We start from the raw sequence: 17,382 nt of genomic DNA, 5'->3' as shown, positions 1-17,382 counted from the left end.
TACTCTCTGTATATTATTATTAACGAATATACAGAGAGTAACAATGCCGCTCGTCGGGAATTTAATACCGCTTATCCCTTATATCCGTAAAAGTGAATATATTTTAAGTAAATACGTTATTATTTAGGTTTTTTATTTCGCAGGCAGCGTTATTTTTATGATTAATCCCATTTTGCCGTCTTGACGATTATAAGCCGTGATTTGACCTTTATGGGCGATGACGACCGCATGAACGATGGCCAAGCCCAATCCGTAGCCGCCCGTTTCCCTGTGGCGCGCACTATCAAGGCGTACAAAAGGCTGAAAAATACGTTCTACATCTTTTTCCGCTACCCCGCCACCTTCATCTGTGATGCTAATTTGAATAGCATCTCTTTTATTATCTAACGGTGTTTTTGTGACTTCAGCCGTGACAGTTGAGCCTGCAGGAGTGTGCATAAAAGCATTACGAATGATGTTTTCAAGGGCGCTATGCAACTGTTCTTGATTGCCAAGCACAGTCAAAGACGCATCAGATGATGACGATGATAAAGCATCGGGCGGCGTCCATTGCCAGTGCACGTTTTTATGCTGAAACTCAAAACAAACGTCTTTACCAATCCCAGTAATCAGCTCAACTATATCTACGGCATCATTTTCCAAATTATCGATGGTATATTGCTGCATTTGCAGGGATTGAATATGAATGATTTGCTCAATCAGCTCATTCATGCGTGCCGATTCCTTATCGATACGGTCAAGGTAACGGCTGGCAGCGGGCGCAAAGTCACGCGTCAGCTCAGTAGCCACATCAAGGCGCGCCAGTGGCGAACGCAGCTCATGCGAGATATCACTTAACATCTGCTTGCGCGCAAGCTCACTCTCCGCCAATCGGGTTGATAATTGGGCCACATCTTTTGCCAATAGTCCTAGCTCATCAGAGCCTAATTCTGACAAATGGGGATTGACTTGGTAATCACCATCAATCATACGGTGCACGGTATGTTGCACCTGACCGATGCGCCGAGTCAGCGTACGACTGAGCCAAAAGCAGACCAAAGTACTAAAGAGGATAATCAGCAGTAAACGCACGGTAAAATTACCGCGTTGCAGCGCCAAGACATCAGCAAAACGCAAATGCGGGCGCAGTTGTATAATGGCCGTTTGCCCGTCCGGCAAATCTACGGTTAAATCTGCCAGTTCTGGGCGATTATTAGGGTCAAAAATCACTTCTCTATTGGGCATCGCTGGATGCAGTATTTCATTAAGTAGAGAGGGCTTTTGATAGGTGCTGTCATTTTTATCATTATGCGCTCTACGATTGTCAGACATAGCATGCGATGGCAGGTCACGCTCCACTTCCTGACCGTTTGTTTGACGCTCTTCTCTATAACGATAACGCGGAAAAATAATAGCGCCCTGCTCATCATAAATCCTGATTTGACTCATCAGCCGTCGGTCTTGCCGGTACAGCTGCCTGACGGCCAATAAATCACCCGCTTGCAGCGCCGCAACCACTTCTTGCCGCTTGAGTAAAAGACTGTCAATTTGCACGTCCATCCGAGCGCTTAACTCTTTACCATTGAGCCAACGTTCTACCATAACAGAGATGATAGAGGTGATAAGCACTGTCAATAACAGGCTGAGAAATAGCCGCCAAAATAGCGTAATTCGCGGCTTAAATGTAGAAGTAGGCATCGATGCGTCCGTCATTACAGTACTAACTGATAGCCTTTACCACGAATCGCCTTAATAGACTCATCGTGAAAAGGCTGAAGTTTTTTACGTAGGCGCGACACATGCACATCAAGGCTGCGATCAAACGGTTGCAGTTCACGCTGTAAGACATTTTGTGACAACCATGCTTTACTGACCACCTCGCCTTTTTGTTTAAGGAGCGCCAATAATAAATCAAACTCTGTACCAGTGACTTGTAGCTCAATGCCATCTATTTGACAGATACGCTGATTTTGGTCCAAATGCAGGCGACTCTCTGGCAAAGGGGTATGTTCTGAGGTGGTTGCACCCGATGCGGTAAGACGGCTACGTTTAATCACCGCGTTAATACGTGCCAGCAGCTCACGTGGGTTACAAGGCTTAGTAATATAGTCATCTGCGCCAAGCTCCAGCCCAATAATACGATCAATCTCCTCACCTTTTGCCGTCAACATAATGACGGGAATATCGCTAATCGCTGGTAGCTGACGCAGGACACTGAGCCCATCTATCTTTGGCATCATAATATCGAGCACCAATAAATCATAAGGCGCACTATCATGCATGGCTGATTTTAAGCGTTCGATGACCGCCTCGCCATCATGAACACAGTCACAGCGAATACCATGATTATGCAAATACTCTTGCAGCAGTTGGGTCAACTCTTCATCATCGTCACCCAATAAAATGTTTGGCATCGTTATCCTCCACTCTTATCTACCTTCTCGCCGCTCAGTCAAATGATTCTAAGCATGCCATAGTATGGCTGATATTATCAGGCAAGCGCCCATCAATGCGCCACAAACGTTACCTTTCTTAATATTTCATAAATGTTCGCAACTTCTAGCTGTCGTATGATAGTCGCTATCAGCAACAAACACTGATGGCAAATAATGGTTCATAGTGGCTATCCGGGACACTTGATAATCATTACTTATCAGATAAAAAAACCGCTTTTCGTAATAAGTGCAGTTTGTAACATAAATTTTGTAACACAAGTAACGTTTGCTCCATAATTTAAGGTAACTATTAAGGTAATAATGATGAAAAAATTATTGATAGGCTCAGTACTCGCGATATCTAGCGTCTTAACGGTTACGGGCTGTACCAGTGTCAACGCAACCACCGATACGACGCCAGCAACAACGACCAACATGCAAAAGCAGCATAAAGCTGGCATGAAAGATGGCATGCATAAAGGTGGCATGAGAGGCCCTATATCGCAGTTGGATTTGACAGCGACGCAGCAGGCGCAAATCAAAGCCATTATGCAAGAAAAATATAGTGGCAACAAAAACGATCGTAGCAAATATCAAGCAGAGCGCGCGCAAATGCAGCAACAAATGCAAGCGTTGACCAATGCCAAAACTTTAGATGCCGCAGCAGTTAACCGCCTAGCCGATCAACAAGCGGCAAAGACCAAGCAGCGCTTTATTGAACGCGTGCAAACTGAGCACGCTATCTCGCAAGTACTAACGCCTGAACAACGTCAAAAAATGGCGCAATTAAAATCAGAAAGAAAAGCAAAAGGTCATCATGGTTCAAAAAACCGTCAGATGCACAGCAAACACCAGCAGTAAGGTCAGTACTGGCAGTAAGATGTGTCATTGACGGCCACTCTTAATGAAAAATATTATATTTAAAAGATATATTCTAAAAAACGCATCGGTTAACCGGTGCGTTTTTTTATTGTTTCTATAAGTACTTCACTCATTTAAATGGACTATAAACCTAAAATTTAGTGCCCGACACTTATTCTACCGAACCAAAACGCTGTTGATACATTGGTAGCATGTTAAAGAGCATTTTGCCCATTGCGGTACCATTACCTTGACGATAATACTCGCCAAGCTCAGCGCTATATTCTTTTAAATCAATGCTGTTATTGGCGGTTGGTATCTGACTGTTACTCGGTAAGTTGGGAAACGCCTTATCTTGAGCACGGATAGGCATATATTGCGTAAGGGCATCGACAATGAGACTGCTCTTTTTTGTGGTTTCCATACTCAACTCACCATTTGACTCACCACTTGTTTCATCACTGGCATCGGTTGATAGGTAATGGCGACTGTGCTGCCATTGCAATTGACCGCCTTTACTAAAACCGTATAATTTTTGCACAGGCAGATTTGCAGCTGCAGATAAAGTTGGTGAGTGTGTTTCGAGTAAACCTGTTTCTTGTGTTCTCAGCATTTTATCATCAGCAAAATCTTTCATTTTTACTAAAACTTGTTTGACCATCGATTTACTGGTGATTTTACTGTCCGTAGGATAAAGGTCATCTTGCGTATCAGAAACATTTTGGGTTATCAGCTCAGGATATTGCTGAGTGATGAGTTTATAGAAGGTGCCCATATAGTCTTTATATGCCTGTTCATCGCTCGCACTACTTTGGACACGGCGAATGATTTTGGCACTATTGAGCATGGGTGCTAGCTGCTTTTCAGGTAATTTGGGTGATAGCGACGTCAAAATATTTGGGGCAATAAAATCAAACTGGCTCACATCAGCTTTGGCATAGATGCTGTCTTCTGCTTGAATGTGGCTTTTTATTACGGCACGACCAAAATCTTTCGGTAACGTACCATCATCAAGGGCTATTTTTAGCCATTTATTTTGCCATTTGGTGCCCAACTTATCATCGGCCAGCTTTGATGTCAGCAAAGCAAAATTGTCCGCCCACAGATAGAGGCTACCAGTTTTAAAATCGATATAAATAGGTTGATTGATACTACTATGATGGTTACGCGCCGAATACTGCGCACTACCCAGCATGGTAAACTTGCCTGCCAGCGGCTGATAAACACCCTGCGCGTTCATAGATAATGGCTTTAGCAGATAAGCATCCAGTAATTGCGATTTTTTGATATCTAGTGTAGATTTTTTGCTGTCATATTCATTAAATAGCTTTTGGTAATAAGGTGAGATGGTAGCGGCGCTAGCAGAATCTATAGCAGATGATGCTGACACCGCGACCTCGGCCGCCGCGTCTACCACGTCCTCCGCTGCTTCCTCAACGCTATAAGCCGTACTATCATAGTGGACCTCAGCCCATGCTTCATAGGCTGCTGAGCAGGCTAGGTACGATTGCTTAAGTGCCTCACGCTGGGGCGCGTAATCAATCGACGCAACCTCTTTTTTCTGTGCTTCTGCCTTTGTTAATAAGGCTGCATAAGCTTGATCGTGATTATCTTCGCAATAGCTATCAACATCGTCTGATGCCACCAGTTTTGTGCTATCGATAGCTGTAAATTGATGCTCATTACTAATCTCAATATTACTATGATAAGCAAAAGACTGGCGGCGCTGCTGTTGTAATGCGCTGGCCAATGCGTTTTTTGCAACGCTTGGCGCATTATCTGCCTGTAAATTTTTTGATTGACCAAGATTGTTAGATACATTGGTAGACTGGCAAGCCGTTATCAATAATGTACTGGCAACTAATGTACTAGAAACCAATGCACTAGAAAATAAAGAGCTTATCGTCATCATTGATTTAGAGCACAAGGGATTTATCTGCTTTGCTGTATTAATGGATAAGGCCACATTTAATTTTTTCATTTTCTCTATCCTTGAAAGGCGTTATATTTTGCTAACCGTTATATGTTGCTAAGCGTTGGGCGACGATGATGGATACTGAAAATATATCAGCGTATCAGCGCCTATCATCAAACGAGGGGCTTAAAACAAGGTGTCTTCTGCTGTGTCTGTGGCATCATCATCAGCATAATCCATACTTTCCTCAGTTACTCCTGCCTCAGTTGCTTCCACATAATCATAACGCGCATAACGTGCTTTCTCTAACCTCTCTTTTTGCTGACGCTGTGCTGCAAGCCAAGCATTGCCATCGATAGCGACCGGTGCCTCTGCGCCAAAAGACTGTGCCAACAATGTCGCTAATGGGTGTTTATTAAAGCTGGCATTATCATAGCGCGTCTGATTCAAGACCGTGTTTTGTGAACCAAAAAAGTCACTGCCGATATTGGTTCGTTGCTGTTTTGCCAATAAATGGTCTGAGCCATCTAAATAATAGTAATTAATATGATTAAAAGAAATAGGACTCACCGCTTCTATCAGCTGTAGCAATCCGCCAACATCTGCACTTTGATAGCCTTTGTTATATAATTCCATCTTAGCAATCGCAGCTTTCAACACATGATCATCAGGATAGTTTTGTGGGTTTTGGTCAATATGCTTTTGCAGCGAGCGTGAGATGTTTTTAAATATTTTGCCTATCATCTCGCCGCTTTGACGACTGCCAAAATAGACTTTAACCGCCCTATCAGCGCCTACCTCTTTAGCAAACTCATCATCCCGTATATCTACAGCACTGAAATATTCTGGCTCTAATTCCGCCATACTGTTTTGTACGGCGTTAATGACCGCATCATAAATAACGCTTGGCGGTATTTGAGCAATAGAAGTAACCGCTTCAGGTAAACCAAAATTCACCGTATGGGTAGTCATTTGCTCGGGTAACGGCGTATGCTCAGGATTGGCTAGCGCCAAGATAGGCATCAATGCCGATGGATCGATCGTCGCTGCCCCTTTGTTAAAATCAAGAGCAAGCGGTAGTTGAATCGATGAATGGATGGTCGGCGCAACATAGTCGTAGCTGTAGACACTCTGTAGCTGCTTTTGTTTGGGCTTATAATGACTGACGCTATTGAGAGTCAGGTATTGATAATGGTAGGCATTCATTGCCTGAACTTGTTCAGGGGTACGGATAAACATATTGATAAGATTGGTCATTAACCCCGGATAAGCACGAACAGCGTTTTCATCTTGAATACCCTTTGCCGTTTTACTGGCTTGCATGTCTTCATAGTTACGTAACCAATCTTTTGATTTGACGGGACTTAAATTAGATAACAAACCACCAGCGTCGCTTTCGTATGGACTATCATCTCTCTGATTGCCGTATTCATTGTAGTCATTCTCGTTATAGCCCTCTGTATCGTAACCATACTTATCGTGACCATATTCATCATAACCTTCACTATCATAGCCATATTCGTCGTAGCCGTTTTGATCATAACCTTCCTCATCATAGCCATTTTGATCATAGCCATACTCATCGTAATGACGCTCTTCTTCGGCAGTGCGCGCAGCGACGGCGGCAGCCACCGCTTCAAAGGCAGAATCGCCACTATAAACCTGATCGTTATCCTCAATATCATTATAGCCGTCAATGTCTTCTTCGACCGCCGCCTCATCTGCTTCTGCTAGATTTTCATACTCATTAATATCTTCATCAGTAGCACTGTTATAAAGATACAGCTCGAGCAATGTTCTAAAAAAACTGCTTGAGCCAGCGTCAATACTATCGGCTTTAATATAGGGAGTTGAATGATAATTAGCCTGCGATACTGACACGTGCTCCGTCGCTAAATGCTGACGAATAGCGCTCAGTAGACGTGCCTTAGCTTGCACTTCTGGGTTTGGGCTTTTAGTTTGGTCAAATAAACGCTGATAACGTTCAGCATTCTTATCCAATTTGCTATTAAACATTTTGCCCTGAGTTTGGTTTTGCTGAGTATCAGCAATACTAAAATCTATGCCTGTCATGGATAAATTGGACTGTGATGATAAGCCTGTCGTCGTTTGACAACCCATTAACGTCACGGTGGCACTTGCAGCAGTAAGCGTATAAAGCACACAGACAGCAAACTTAGTAGAAGACCTTTTATAATTTGTGAATGATTGAGCTACCAAGCTTTGAAAATGAGGCGGCAAGGTGCGTTTAGAAGAGCTAAGCGGTGACATAAAAATCCCTTTATCCAAGCTGATAAACAATTGTGAAGGCAGTATTAAGGCTGCTATTTATAACACAATATATTACAGATTAGTAACGCAAAGGAATTATTTTCAGCAAAAATGATAAGCTGCTTAGATAAATATTGAAGCGCTCTCAATTCTCTAAAAGCTAATGCATTGTTGTTATTGCAAAAATTAAAAAATCGCCATCAAATATGCTCTTTCTGTATACAAGGGTCTTTACCACAAGCAAATATGCGCTTTATAGTTTTCATTAATAATGTCTAAGCCTTTGGTACAATCTAAAATTTGACGATTGGTTTATTCATAATAACCTCTAGAGATTTTGCTAAAGTAAAGCTCATAACAAATTTTCGTTGTCATACAATGATGAATATTTGCATTATTTTTAGTTGAAGCTATTTGTGTATTTCATGAATAGCAAGCACAATAAGACCTTATCTTCTTATCTACGTAAAAAGGAATTTACGATGCGCCAATCACTCTCAAAAATCCATCAAAACGTTCACGGTGATACTTCTCGTTATAAAACAAAAATCAAAACTGCTATCTTATTGATAAGCAGCACTCTATTAATTGCTGTCTCTGCTTATGCCGCAGAAACCAAACCTACGACCGCAAAAACCACTATTAATCCAACCTCGATTAACACCAGTGCGATTAATTTAGCGATTATGACTGATAATCCGACTGTATTGTCCGAAACTCAGCGCGTTACAAAATCGAAATCCTCCACCCTAGCGCCCGCCACAGGCACAGCCGTCGTTAGTGGCAAGACAGCCAAAACCGACCAAGCTATCTATTCTGAAGACGCCATTCATCACCCTATTTGGGCAAAAAACGGTATGGTGGCAACCCAAGAAGCCCTCGCCTCTGATATCGGCTTAAAGATTTTAAAAGATGGCGGTAATGCCGTTGATGCTGCTGTCGCCGTTGGCTTTGCGTTAGCCGTAACGTTGCCGCGTGCGGGCAACATCGGCGGTGGCGGTTTTATGATGGTCTATGATGCTAAAGAAGGCAAAACGGTAGCGCTCGATTATCGCGAAAAAGCGCCCAGTAGCGCCTCGCGTGATATGTATCTTGATAGCGATGGCAATGCCGTTAGTGATTTATCCCGTTATCATGGCTTGGCGGTTGGCGTGCCGGGCACCGTAGCAGGCTTACTAAAAGCCTTAGAAGATCATGGCACCATGAATCGCGGGCAAGTCATGGCTCCAGCGATTGCACTGGCTGAAAACGGTATTGAAGTCACTGCGGGTTTGTCCGAATCGCTAGAAGCGTTGAGTGACCGTTTACAAAAATGGCCAAGTACCAAAAAGATATTTTTTAAACCAGACGGCAGTGCCTATCAGCCGGGTGAGCTACTACGTCAACCGGAGCTGGCAAAGTCCCTTAAACTGATTGCAGCAAAAGGTGCTGATGGCTTTTATAAAGGCGAAACCGCGCGTAAATTGGTCAAAGCCGTCAATGAAGCAGGCGGAAATATGAGCTTGCAAGACTTAGCCAATTATCAAGCCATTGCTCGCGTACCCGTTAAAGGCGATTATCGTGGTTATGAGATTGTCTCCATGCCACCACCATCTTCTGGCGGTATCCATATCGTACAGATTTTAAATATCTTAGAAGGCTTTCCGCTAAAAGACTACGGTCAAAACAGCGCGCAAACCATTCATTTGATGAGCGAGGCCATGCAATTAGCTTATGCCGATCGCGCAGAATATTTAGGAGATGCTGACTTTATTGATGTGCCTGCCAGCGGTTTAACCTCGCAGCCTTATGCCGATAAACTACGTACGTTAATCAATCCCAATAAAGCCACTCCAGCGGCAACCATCAAGGCTAACAACCCCTTACCGTACGAGAGCGATCAAACCACACACTTCTCTATCGTCGATAAAGATGGCAATGCCGTAGCCAATACTTATACGCTGAATTTCTCTTATGGCACAGGGCTTGTCGCTGAAGGTACGGGCATCCTACTCAATAACGAGATGGACGATTTTTCTGCGAAACCCGGCGTGCCCAATGGTTATGGCTTAATCGGCGGCGAGGCCAATGCGGTCGAGGCCAATAAACGCCCGTTGTCTTCGATGAGCCCAACGCTGGTATTTAAAGACAGCAAACCTTATATCGTTACCGGCAGCCCGGGTGGTAGCCGCATTATCACCACCGTCACGCAAGTCATCTCAAACGTCATTGACCACGATATGAATATCGCTGAAGCGACCCACGCGCCGCGTATCCATGACCAGTGGCTACCCGATGAGATTCGTATCGAAAAAGCGCTAAATATCGATACGATTAAAAAGCTCGAGTCAATGGGACATAAGGTCAATCCACAAGCAGCCATGGGCTCAACCCAGTCGATTATGATTACCCCAAATGGCGTCTATGGTGCTTCTGACCCGCGTATCGTCGATGCTGCGGTGGTGGGTTATTGATTTAGCTTTGCAATACTATTTGCAATACTAAATGCTATTTGGCAAAAAAGCTAAATGCGTTTGGCGAAACTGAATGAGTACCATCTTTATAAAATGAGTACCACCTTTATAAATTACTTGAACCATTAGCTGACGGCACTATGCTAGCCATAGCCGCCGTTCGGCGCTGTTTCAATAACAGTCATCTCAGTCGAGAGATTCATCGAGAACCTTTATGAGTACCCCAAATTTCGACTTACATATTATTGGCGGCGGTATTATTGGACTGGTAACGGCTGTAACCTTGCAAGCACGAGGGGCAAAGGTCGCCCTATTAGAGGCAAATGAAGTTGGACAAGGCGCGTCATTTGGTAACGCAGGACATATCGCCCCAGAGCATGTGTTTCCGATTGCTGATGCCAGTATGCTGCGTCATATTCCAGCCATGTTATTGAATCCAACAGGTCCACTGCGCATAGATTGGCGCTATCTGCCACGCTTGACGCCTTGGGCGATTCAGCTGCTGATAAATATGCGCCCTGAGCCATTTGCCCGTATTCATCAAGCGCTATTAAGCTTAAATAATAATTGCCTACCAGCATGGTTAGACTTTGCCCATCAGTGGCAGTTAGATGATTGGATACAAGTGAAAGGCGCGTTATTAACAATCGAAAAAACCAGTAGCTTAGACTCTCTAAAGACCCATGGTAAACGCCTTAATGATGTCGGCGTAGCTAATGAGTTATTGACAAAAGAGCGCCTTTTAGAATATGAACCCGCCTTACAAGACAACCAATTAGCGGCGTTATTTTTCCCCAATACAGGCCATATCACCAACTTAACAGCGGGCATCAACCAGCTTAGTAGCACCTTTAGACAATTAGGCGGTCACATTATCGAGCATTGCCGCGTCCTTGAAGCGAAGACCAATATCGATGGCATTCATTTAACGACCAATCAAGGCGATATCGTAGCTTCTAAAGTGATGTTAGCAGCAGGCGCGCATTCTAAAACCTTGGCCAAACAGCTAACAGGCGTCACGGTTCCACTAGATACTGAGCGCGGTTATCACTTAATGTTACCCCATGAAAGCGCACGCTTACAGATGCCCGTAACCAGTCTAGATCGGCGCTTTGTGATGACACCGATGCAAGAAGGCCTGCGCTTGGCGGGCACAGTGGAATATGCGGGACTTGATGCCCCTGCCAATATGCGGCGGGCGCACATACTCTTACAACACGCACAGCCCATGTTAAAAACGCCATTAAATTCGGCTGATAGTATGCCATGGATGGGCTTTCGACCATCGACATCAGATTCCTTGCCGGTTATCGATAATATTGAGCGGGTGTTTTTAAACTTTGGCCATCAGCACTTAGGCTTGACGCAAGCGGTCGTTAGCGCACAAATAATCGCAGCATACTATTTTGATGAAGCGCACGCTATCGACCCAAAACCCTATCAACTTGCCCGCTTTACATAGACAGCTTATGAAAGGCTTATCGATTAAGAAAAACCTACCGACATATCTTTAATCATAATAGTTTTGAGCACAATAGTTTATTGCTAAGCAGACCTATTCTCAATGTCGGTCACCTCGCTGTTAGGCGTTGAATCAGTGGCTGTTATGGGTAAAGAATGCTATTATTATCCGTTAAGATTAGAAGACCCAAACCAAGCGATTAATCGCTTGTCGCCGCATCAATACTGCTAAAGCTTCGTAAATGAGCTTGCAATGTGCCATGTCTTCTAACCTTTTCTCTTAGCACCACACCCTTTTTGATCGCATCCGTAAGAGTCCTCTATGGCATTTGTACACCTTGGCATCCACAGCGAATATTCAATCACCGATTCTATCGTGCGCATAAAGCCGCTTATCAAAGCAGCGGCGGCAGACGACCAACGTGCGCTGGCATTGACCGATTTATCCAACCTTTATGCGACGGTGAAGTTTTATCGTGCCTGCTTAGGTGCGGGTATTAAGCCAATCATCGGCAGTGAAATCATTATGGATAATGAAGACACGCGCTTGGTTTTGCTGGCGATGGACAATGAGGGCTATCAAAACATCACCCGCATCGTATCGCTTGGCTTTACTGAAGGGCGCGCCGATGCTGCCAATCATGGTGTGCCCGTCGTTGAGCGTCGCCACGTTTTAGAGCACGCGGCTGGTGTCATTGTTTTATTTACTGAAAAATCTGATGTCGGACAAGCACTGGTCGGTTCCATGCCAGAAAAAGCCGACGAGCTGCTGACCGAATGGCAAGCGCAGTTCGATGATCGCTTGTATTTTGCTATCAAGCGCACCAACCGCTCAGGTGAAGATGCCTTTATTAAAGCGGCTATTCACTCAGGTGCCAAGCACCACATTCCTATTATTGCCCATAATGATGTACGCTTTTTAGAGCAAGATGATTTTGATGCTCATGAGGCGCGCGTCTGTATTGCAGGCTCGTATGTACTTGCTGACCCCAATCGTCCACGACTATATTCAGATGAGCAATATCTTAAAACCCAAGCACAGATGGCACAACTATTTGCCGATATTCCACAAGTTATTGACAATACTTTGCGCCTAGCAACGCGCTGTAATGTGACGTTGACGCTTGGCATTAACGTCCTACCTGAATTCCCCGTACCTGAAGGCGAAACGATTGAGTCGTTTTTCCGCGCCGAATCAATACGCGGTCTTAATCATCGACTGGACAAGCTATTTCCGATTGAAGCACGTACTGACAACTGGAGCGACTTTCGCCAAAAGTATGATGAGCGCTTAGAATACGAGCTTGAAGTTATCTTATCGATGGGCTTCCCCGGTTACTTCTTAATCGTGATGGACTTTATCCGCTGGGCAAAAGCCAATGGCGTGCCGGTTGGCCCGGGTCGTGGTTCTGGTGCTGGCTCGCTAGTTGCTTATGCGCTAAATATTACCGACCTCGACCCCATTCATTACGACTTACTCTTTGAGCGCTTCTTAAACCCTGAGCGTGTCTCCATGCCCGATTTCGATATTGACTTTTGTATTGAAGGTCGTGACCGCGTCATTGATTATGTGGCGCAAACTTATGGCCGTGAAGCGGTGTCGCAGATTATTACCTTTGGTACCATGGCAGCAAAAGCAGTAGTACGAGATGTGGCGCGGGTACAAAGTAAATCGTACTTCCTTGCCAGTAAATTATCCAAATTGATTCCAAAAACACCTGGTATCACGCTCAGTCAAGCACTGGAGCAAGAGCCGCAGCTTAAAGACTTAATCTCCAATCCTGATAATATGGATTATGAAGATGCCATTGAGATTTGGGAGATGGCAATCAAGCTTGAAGGTGTCTGCCGAAACGTCGGTAAACATGCCGGTGGCGTACTAATCGCCCCGCATAAAATCACCGATTTTAGTGCCATCTATTGTGATGACGATGGCCACCGTGTTAGCCAGTTTGATAAAGATGATGTCGAAGCCGTTGGGCTGGTGAAGTTTGACTTTTTGGGACTACGTAACTTAACGGTCATTAACGCTGCTGTTGAAAACATCAACCTACGCCGCGCCAAAGAAGGCAAAGATCCGCTTGTATTAGAAGATTTGCCGTTAGATGATAAAAAAGCCTATAAGCTCTTGCAAGACGCCAAAACAACTGCCGTCTTTCAGCTAGAAAGTATGGGTATGAAAAAGTATTTGGCTAAGCTACAACCGACCAATATCGAAGACGTTATTGCCATGTGCGCGCTATATCGTCCGGGTCCGCTCGATGCAGGCATGGTAGAGATGTATATCGACCGTAAGCATGGTCGTGAGGAAGTCATTTATGACCATCCCAATCTTGAGCCAATTTTAGAAAACACCAACGGCGTTATCGTCTATCAAGAACAGGTCATGCAAATCTCGCAGGTCATGGCAGGATACAGCTTAGGCGGTGCGGACATGCTACGCCGAGCTATGGGTAAAAAGAAACCTGAGGAAATGGCTAAGCAGCGTGATATCTTTATCACTGGTGCAACCGCGCAAGGTATTGACGAAGCGACGTCAGGCGGCGTCTTTGACTTGATGGAAAAGTTTGCTGGTTATGGTTTTAACCGCTCGCATTCTGCCGCTTATGGCGTGCTTGCTTATCAGACCGCTTATTTAAAGCAATACTACCCTGCCGAATTTATGGCAGCCGTCCTAACGTCCGATATGAACAACACCGATAACGTCGTTTTCTTTATCAATGACTGCCGTGAAAACTTTGAGTTAACCGTCGTTAATCCATCGGTAAATCGTAGTGAATGGCATTTCGTTGCTGATACGCCGACCAATATTATTTATGGCTTGGGTGCAATTAAAGGCGTTGGTGAAGGTGCCGTCGAATCTATCGTTGATGCACGCCGCACGGATGGCCCGTTTAAAGACTTATACGACTTTTGCCGCCGTGTTGACATCAAAAAGGTTAATAAACGCACGCTTGAAGCCTTGGTTAGTGCTGGCTGCTTTGATGACTTTGCCGCAACCTTACGTCCTGACTTACCAGCCGATGAAGCATACGAGATTCGTGGCGCGCTGATGAGTCAGTTACCAAGCGCCGTACAAGCGGCGGAGCAAGATCGTCAAAACCGTGAAATCGGTATGATGGACTTATTTGGTGAAATGGACGGTGTCGTTGCTGCGCCGCCACTCGTTATGACGCCGGAGCTGATTTGGGGTGATAAGCATCGCCTAAAAGCGGAAAAAAACACCTTAGGTCTCTATTTAACGGGACATCCTATCGATGAATACCGTGAGGAGCTGAAACGTTATACCTCAGGCGCCCGTCTCGATAAGCTGACAGATACCGGCTATAACGGCAGCTGCTATTTTGCCGGTTTGATTATTGATATTGCCAATTTTGGTACGCGTAACGTCATTACCTTAGACGATGGCACGTCACGCTTAGAGGTCAGCTGTTATGCTGAGCGCTTTAACCGTGTCAAAGAGCAGTTAAAAATTGATGAAGTGGTCATCATTAAAGGCAGTATTCGTGAGCGTGATGGTCGCCTGTTTGCCCGTCTTGATAATGCCATGAGCATGGTTGATGCGCGCTTGCGTTGGCTGAAAAAAATCAGCATCAAAGTCCATGGCAGTGATATTAGCCTGCTGACACGTATGCAGCCGCTGCTCAAATCCGCCCAAGCAGACATCATACCAGCGCCGCGCTTGTCTTATAACGATGAGCAGGACGAGCAAGGTAATAATGGTGGCGGTAACGGCGCTTATGACTCATCGATGGGTGGTAGCTTATATGATGAAGATGGCAATGATTTATTGGCGCTAGAAAATGATATGCATCAAGATGCACTACATCAAAATAGCAATGGCTATGCCAATAATGCCCTTAGCAATACCGACGCCTCTATCAATGATAACTGCCTACCGCTTGGGTTGAGCATTTATGAAGAATACGGCATTGCCAATGTAGGACTATCTGAGCATTGGCGCGTCTACCCTAACGATGATAACTTACAGCAATTAAAGAGCATGGTTAGCGAAGACAATTTGCATTTTCATTATAGTTAACCTGATTGTTAGTTAACTTAATTGCTGTAACTTTTACTTTATTGGACACATGATCATGACTGAAAACCCAAATAATAATATGAATGCTCAACTTAATGAAATTATCAATGACGAGCAGTTTGATGACATGCGGGACTTGTTGGAAGAAGACTTTGTTGACTTGATACAAGTGTATTTTACCGACAGTCAGCAGCGCATCGCTGACTTAAGAAGCGCGCAGCAAAAAGATGACAACGCCAATGGCTATGAAATTGCTCATGCGCTAAAAGGCGCCAGTGCCAATTTGGGCGCAACCCAATTGATGCATCTTAGTGGGCAGTTGCAAGAAGCTTGCCGAGAGCGCCTTATCAGCGACAAAGCGGAACTTATTGAAGCGGTTGCAGTAGCGTTGCAACATGTTGAGCAAGAAATAAACCAAAGACTGGGGTTGTAATGAGTCACGATTCTTCCTCAACCTTAGCAGCCGCAACCGTCAATCATACGGTAAGCGACTATTTGTCTTGTGTGCAAATCGTCATGGTCAATACCACGTTGCCTGCCAATATAGGCTCAGCAGCACGCGCCATGCACACTATGGGTTTATCGCGTTTGACTGTCATTGACCCTAAGCTGCCCATTGATGAAACCAGTGTTTCTCATGCCGCCGGTGGCAGTGATTTATTATCAGCAGCGACTATAGCGCCGACGTTAGAATCGGCGATAGCGGATTGCCAGTTGGTATTTGCAGCCAGCAGTCGTAGCCGTCATTTACCGCGCCCTGTGGTGACGCCAACGCAAGCTGCCAAAATCATGTTTGATTTTATCGATAAGCAAACTGCTCTCTATGTAGCTGATAATAATCAAAACACTAAATTGAGTGAAAATGTTCAATCTACAAATAAGCCAAATATTGCTATCTTATTTGGGCGTGAAGACCGCGGATTGACCAATGAAGAATTGGCTTACGCTGATTATCATATTCAAATTGATGCCAATCCTGCTTATCCTGTGCTTAACGTTGCTTCAGCCGTGCAAGTGATTGCCAGTTTTATCTTTGCTTATGCGCAGACCCATAATCAAGCGACTACCAACCGTCTAGATAATGATAAAGATGCAACGGTTCAGCCAACATTAGACGTTCATCTACGTCAACAATGGGATGAACCCGCCATTAGCCAACAGCAATTACAGCAGCTGACTCAGCGCACGACTGAATTGATGGTTCAACGCGGATTGGCCGATAGTGAAAACCTAAAGTCTTTACCATCGCGCCTATCACGACTGGGCTCACGCTTACAGCTTGATCAAAAAGAATATCAGCTATTAAGCGCTTTAATTGCTAAGCTTGCAAAAGATTAAAGCTTCTAATGCGCAATGTTTAGGGCGTTGAGCTTTTGGCATTGCCAACAGTAGACTTACTGTTTTGCAAGTTCTACTGTTTTGCAAGTTCTACTGTTTTGTAAGTGCTATGATTTAATAGTGAATTTAATAATAAAAAGGAGTGAACAATGAATTGGACGGTTTATTTATCTGGAGAAATACACAGCGACTGGCGACAAAAAATCATGCAAGGCGCGAAAGAGCATGGTCTTGCTATTACCTTTACCTCAGCTGTGACTGACCATGAAGCCAGCGACGCGGCTGGTGATGTGTTGGGTGAAAATGACAATGGATTCTGGCGTGACCATCAGTCATCAAAGGTGAATGCTATTCGTACTAAAAATATGATTCAAAAATGTGATATCGCTATCATTCGCTTTGGCGATAAATACAAACAATGGAACGCCGCATTTGATGCCGGCTACTGCGCCGCTTTGGGCAAGCCTTATATTACCTTGCATGCTGAAGATATTATTCATCCGCTAAAAGAAGTTGATGCGGCAGCCATGGCATGGGCGCAAACGCCTGAACAAGTTGTCGAGCTGTTAAAATATGTGACGAGTGATAATTAATTAGCATATATAGTCACATAGGATTGTTTGTAGA

At 44.5% G+C, this 17,382-nt stretch carries 11 protein-coding genes; 7 read left to right on the top strand and 4 right to left on the bottom strand.

Translation table 11 applies throughout. The annotated features are described in order from the left end of the window. Positions 1 to 132: 132 nt before the first annotated feature. Complete coding sequence (locus tag B3Q63_RS09330) at positions 133 to 1,677, bottom strand: sensor histidine kinase (protein ID WP_296175990.1); 1,545 nt, start codon at positions 1,675 to 1,677, stop codon at positions 133 to 135. 14 nt (positions 1,678 to 1,691) lie between these two features. Then, positions 1,692 to 2,393, bottom strand: coding sequence for a response regulator transcription factor (locus B3Q63_RS09325; RefSeq protein ID WP_201626053.1), 702 nt, complete (start codon positions 2,391 to 2,393; stop codon positions 1,692 to 1,694). Between the two features lie 345 nt (positions 2,394 to 2,738). Here B3Q63_RS09325 and B3Q63_RS09320 point away from each other — a divergent pair, with 345 nt between their 5' ends. Continuing rightward, a complete protein-coding gene (locus B3Q63_RS09320) occupies positions 2,739 to 3,275 on the top strand; it encodes a Spy/CpxP family protein refolding chaperone (protein ID WP_296175989.1) in 537 nt (178 codons plus the stop codon). A gap of 172 nt (positions 3,276 to 3,447) precedes the next feature. Here B3Q63_RS09320 and B3Q63_RS09315 read toward each other — a convergent pair whose 3' ends face one another. Together B3Q63_RS09315 and B3Q63_RS09310 are read right to left on the bottom strand one after the other, a co-directional pair. After that, on the bottom strand, positions 3,448 to 5,256 hold the full coding sequence (locus tag B3Q63_RS09315) for a hypothetical protein (protein ID WP_200662028.1): 1,809 nt from the start codon (positions 5,254 to 5,256) through the stop codon (positions 3,448 to 3,450). 120 nt (positions 5,257 to 5,376) lie between these two features. Further along, complete coding sequence (locus tag B3Q63_RS09310) at positions 5,377 to 7,461, bottom strand: hypothetical protein (RefSeq protein ID WP_296175987.1); 2,085 nt, start codon at positions 7,459 to 7,461, stop codon at positions 5,377 to 5,379. 482 nt (positions 7,462 to 7,943) lie between these two features. Here B3Q63_RS09310 and ggt point away from each other — a divergent pair, with 482 nt between their 5' ends. The 6 genes from ggt (at position 7,944) to B3Q63_RS09280 (ending at position 17,348) form a co-directional block, all read left to right on the top strand. Next, positions 7,944 to 9,914: a gamma-glutamyltransferase gene (gene ggt, locus B3Q63_RS09305; RefSeq protein ID WP_296175985.1), complete on the top strand. Its 1,971-nt coding sequence runs from the start codon at positions 7,944 to 7,946 to the stop codon at positions 9,912 to 9,914. Positions 9,915 to 10,128: 214 nt separating this feature from the next. Continuing rightward, entirely contained in the window at positions 10,129 to 11,376 is a 1,248-nt protein-coding gene (locus tag B3Q63_RS09300; RefSeq protein WP_296175984.1) for an NAD(P)/FAD-dependent oxidoreductase, read from the top strand. A 321-nt stretch (positions 11,377 to 11,697) separates the two neighbouring features. After that, entirely contained in the window at positions 11,698 to 15,417 is a 3,720-nt protein-coding gene (gene dnaE / locus B3Q63_RS09295; protein ID WP_296175983.1) for a DNA polymerase III subunit alpha, read from the top strand. Between the two features lie 55 nt (positions 15,418 to 15,472). Then, positions 15,473 to 15,850 carry an Hpt domain-containing protein gene (locus B3Q63_RS09290; RefSeq protein ID WP_271133188.1) on the top strand — a complete coding sequence of 126 codons (378 nt, stop codon included), beginning with the start codon at positions 15,473 to 15,475 and terminating at the stop codon, positions 15,848 to 15,850. Continuing rightward, a complete protein-coding gene (locus B3Q63_RS09285; RefSeq protein WP_296175979.1) occupies positions 15,850 to 16,755 on the top strand; it encodes an RNA methyltransferase in 906 nt (301 codons plus the stop codon). The genes B3Q63_RS09290 and B3Q63_RS09285 overlap by 1 nt, the downstream gene beginning before the upstream one ends. Before the next feature lie 149 nt (positions 16,756 to 16,904). Next, positions 16,905 to 17,348 carry a YtoQ family protein gene (locus B3Q63_RS09280; RefSeq protein ID WP_201563389.1) on the top strand — a complete coding sequence of 148 codons (444 nt, stop codon included), beginning with the start codon at positions 16,905 to 16,907 and terminating at the stop codon, positions 17,346 to 17,348. The last annotated feature ends 34 nt before the right edge of the window (positions 17,349 to 17,382 follow it).

The sequence above is a fragment of the Psychrobacter sp. UBA2769 genome, assembly GCF_002352555.1.
Taxonomy (GTDB): Bacteria; Pseudomonadota; Gammaproteobacteria; order Pseudomonadales; family Moraxellaceae; genus Psychrobacter; species Psychrobacter maritimus.
Note: the sequence above shows the minus strand (reverse complement) of the source record. Positions and strands in the feature narration are given on the sequence as shown.

Excerpts from the sequence above, each read along its gene's own strand:
- B3Q63_RS09300 (WP_296175984.1), top strand. The coding sequence starts at position 10,129 with ATGAGTACCCCAAATTTCGACTTACATATTATTGGCGGCGGTATTATT.
- B3Q63_RS09280 (WP_201563389.1), top strand. The coding sequence starts at position 16,905 with ATGAATTGGACGGTTTATTTATCTGGAGAAATACACAGCGACTGGCGA.
- B3Q63_RS09290 (WP_271133188.1), top strand. The coding sequence starts at position 15,473 with ATGACTGAAAACCCAAATAATAATATGAATGCTCAACTTAATGAAATT.
- dnaE (WP_296175983.1), top strand. The coding sequence starts at position 11,698 with ATGGCATTTGTACACCTTGGCATCCACAGCGAATATTCAATCACCGAT.
- B3Q63_RS09330 (WP_296175990.1), bottom strand. The coding sequence starts at position 1,677 with ATGCCTACTTCTACATTTAAGCCGCGAATTACGCTATTTTGGCGGCTA.
- B3Q63_RS09310 (WP_296175987.1), bottom strand. The coding sequence starts at position 7,461 with ATGTCACCGCTTAGCTCTTCTAAACGCACCTTGCCGCCTCATTTTCAA.
- B3Q63_RS09320 (WP_296175989.1), top strand. The coding sequence starts at position 2,739 with ATGAAAAAATTATTGATAGGCTCAGTACTCGCGATATCTAGCGTCTTA.
- B3Q63_RS09285 (WP_296175979.1), top strand. The coding sequence starts at position 15,850 with ATGAGTCACGATTCTTCCTCAACCTTAGCAGCCGCAACCGTCAATCAT.
- ggt (WP_296175985.1), top strand. The coding sequence starts at position 7,944 with ATGCGCCAATCACTCTCAAAAATCCATCAAAACGTTCACGGTGATACT.
- B3Q63_RS09325 (WP_201626053.1), bottom strand. The coding sequence starts at position 2,393 with ATGCCAAACATTTTATTGGGTGACGATGATGAAGAGTTGACCCAACTG.
- B3Q63_RS09315 (WP_200662028.1), bottom strand. The coding sequence starts at position 5,256 with ATGAAAAAATTAAATGTGGCCTTATCCATTAATACAGCAAAGCAGATA.